The 2,160-nt window shown below is 68.7% G+C and carries 3 protein-coding genes; all 3 read left to right on the forward strand.

What is annotated here, in order from left to right; genetic code table 11:
- Window positions 1-201: 201 nt before the first annotated feature.
- Window positions 202-1,119: a DUF6192 family protein gene (locus ABD366_RS43305; protein ID WP_324770373.1), complete on the forward strand. Its 918-nt coding sequence runs from the start codon at window positions 202-204 to the stop codon at window positions 1,117-1,119.
- A gap of 35 nt (window positions 1,120-1,154) precedes the next feature.
- Window positions 1,155-1,541 (forward strand): hypothetical protein, encoded by a 387-nt coding sequence (locus ABD366_RS43310; protein ID WP_324770372.1) that lies wholly within the window; start codon window positions 1,155-1,157, stop codon window positions 1,539-1,541.
- Between the two features lie 32 nt (window positions 1,542-1,573).
- The coding region (locus ABD366_RS43315; RefSeq protein ID WP_344443651.1) for an IS5 family transposase at window positions 1,574-2,160 on the forward strand (587 nt) is incomplete at its 3' end.

Consider the following 2,160-nt stretch of genomic DNA (forward strand, 5'->3'; position numbering starts at 1 on the left):
TCACTTTGAGGTCGGGGTGGGGTTGGGTTCGGACGCAGGTGGGACGTTTCGCGCGTGGATGGGGGAGCTTTCGGTCCTCTGTGGTGACCATGGAGGGCGCGGCGGAGCCTGCGGTGTACGGGCCGGAGCCTCCCCCGTTCGGCAAGGTGCCGGCGCTTCGGCCCGCTGGGGGTGAGTGCCGTGTCCCAGACGATCGGCAGCGTGCTGCGCGACCGGTTCGAGGAGCTGGTGACGGAGTCCGTGAAGCTGGTGCACACGATGACCCGGTGCCAGTTCGCGGTGGGCGACATGGCGCTGGAGATCGAGCCGTTGCGCGGCCACGGCGGTCACCAGCCCGCCGAGGGTGAGGACACGCTGAGTGTGGAAGCCTCGCTCAGGGTCTTCGCGGAGGAGATCGGGCTGTCTTTTCATACGGTTCGCACGTATCGCTGGGTGGCCGCGCGGTGGCCTGTCGACCAGCGGCAGGAGGGCGTGTCGTTCGAGGTGCACCGGATTCTGGCCTCCGCGCCGGATGCGTACGAGCAGATCAAGGACCCGCCGCTGAACGAGCGCACGGGGCGGCACCAGTGGAGCGGGGATGCGGCCAAGCGGGCCGCGGGCTGGTCGACGGCCACGCCGGTGACGGCGCAGGAGAAGATCGAGAGCATCCGCGACCTGGCCGCCGACGAGACCGTGGCGGCCTTGGCGGCCTGTGAGCTACTTCAGCGCCCGGAGGTGGCCTTTCGGGCCATGCGGGACCGGCAGGCCAGGGAGCGAGTGAACCAGGCCCAGTTCGACCAGGCCGACCTCGTTGAGGAAGGCGAGGAGGACTGGTGGGACGAGCCCCATGAGGCGGACGACGCAGAGGACGGGGACAGCGTTGATCCGGCCCGGATCGTGCGGGGCTTCCACCGGGCGATGGAGTTCACCGATTTGGTCGGGGTGTGTCAGGGCTTCGTCGCCGGCGCCAGCCGCCTGGTCCCGCGCTTGCGCGGCCGGGAGTTCACCGAGGCGCAAGTGGAGCTGGTGGGAAGGCAGTTGGAGAAGATCCGCGCCACCGCCGACTGGATTGAATCGGCCGTGGCGACCGGCAGGGTTGATCTGGACGAGGCCTTGGCCGAACTGTTGCGGGGCCAGTAGTCATGCCGCGGCGGGCGGCAGGACAGCCCGCCCACGTGCACGCCGAGGCCGTTCGCAGGGCCCTGGAAGAAGCACGGCCCGCGGGTCTGACGCTGAAACGGTTGGTGCGCTCCACCAAACGTACCCCGGCCCAGGTCTGGGCCGGTATCCGCTATCTGCGCAAGTTCGCCATCAGAGACGGGCTCCCGCCAGTGACTTTTAACGCAACGGACGGTTTTCAGCTCTCCGAGGACCTTGAGGTCTGGATCGCTTATGAGCGGGCGGTTTTCCGGATCGAACTGCGTCGCATCACCAACTTCGTCGAGGCGGCCGTCGGTCCGCACGCCAAGAGGCTGCCCAAGGACGAGTGGGCCCGCCTGGTCCTGGAACAGCTCGGAGGCGTCAAGGCCACCCTGGAAGTCCTCACCCGCATGGAGCGATGACCATGACCTGCGCGAACAACGAGCGACCGGCCGTGCGTGAGCGGCACTACCCCAGCGACACCACGGACGCCGAGTGGGACGTGCTCGAACCTCTGCTGCCGCCACCGGCCTGTCGGCTGCCCGCGGGCGGGCGCCCGGAGAAGCACCCGCGGCGCAACGTCGTCGATGCGATCCGCTACGTCAATGACAACGGCATCAAATGGAGATCCGTGCCGGTCGACTTCAAGATTCCCTGGCGCACGCTCTACGGGTATTTCCGCAGGTGGCGGGCGAGCGGAGACCTGGCCCGCATCCATGCTGAGCTCCACGAGCTGCTCCGTGTCCATGACGGGCTCAACCCCCGCACCGTGGCGGTGATCCTGGACTCGCAGTCGGTCAAGGGAGCGGAGACGGTGGGCGCGGACACCCGGGGGTTCGATGGCGGGAAGCTGATCAACGGGCGCAAGCGGCATCTGGTCGTGGACATGCGCGGCATGCCGCTGGCCGTGATGGTCGGCGTCGCCTCACCGCACGACAGTGTTCCCGCCCGCGATCTGCTCTTCCGGCTGCGGCTCACGCATCCCGAGGTCACCGTCGTCTGGGCCGACTCCGCCTACGGCGGCCCGCTGGCCGACTGGGC

Source organism: Streptomyces kunmingensis, from assembly GCF_039533535.1.
In the GTDB taxonomy this organism is placed as follows: domain Bacteria; phylum Actinomycetota; class Actinomycetes; order Streptomycetales; family Streptomycetaceae; genus Streptomyces; species Streptomyces kunmingensis.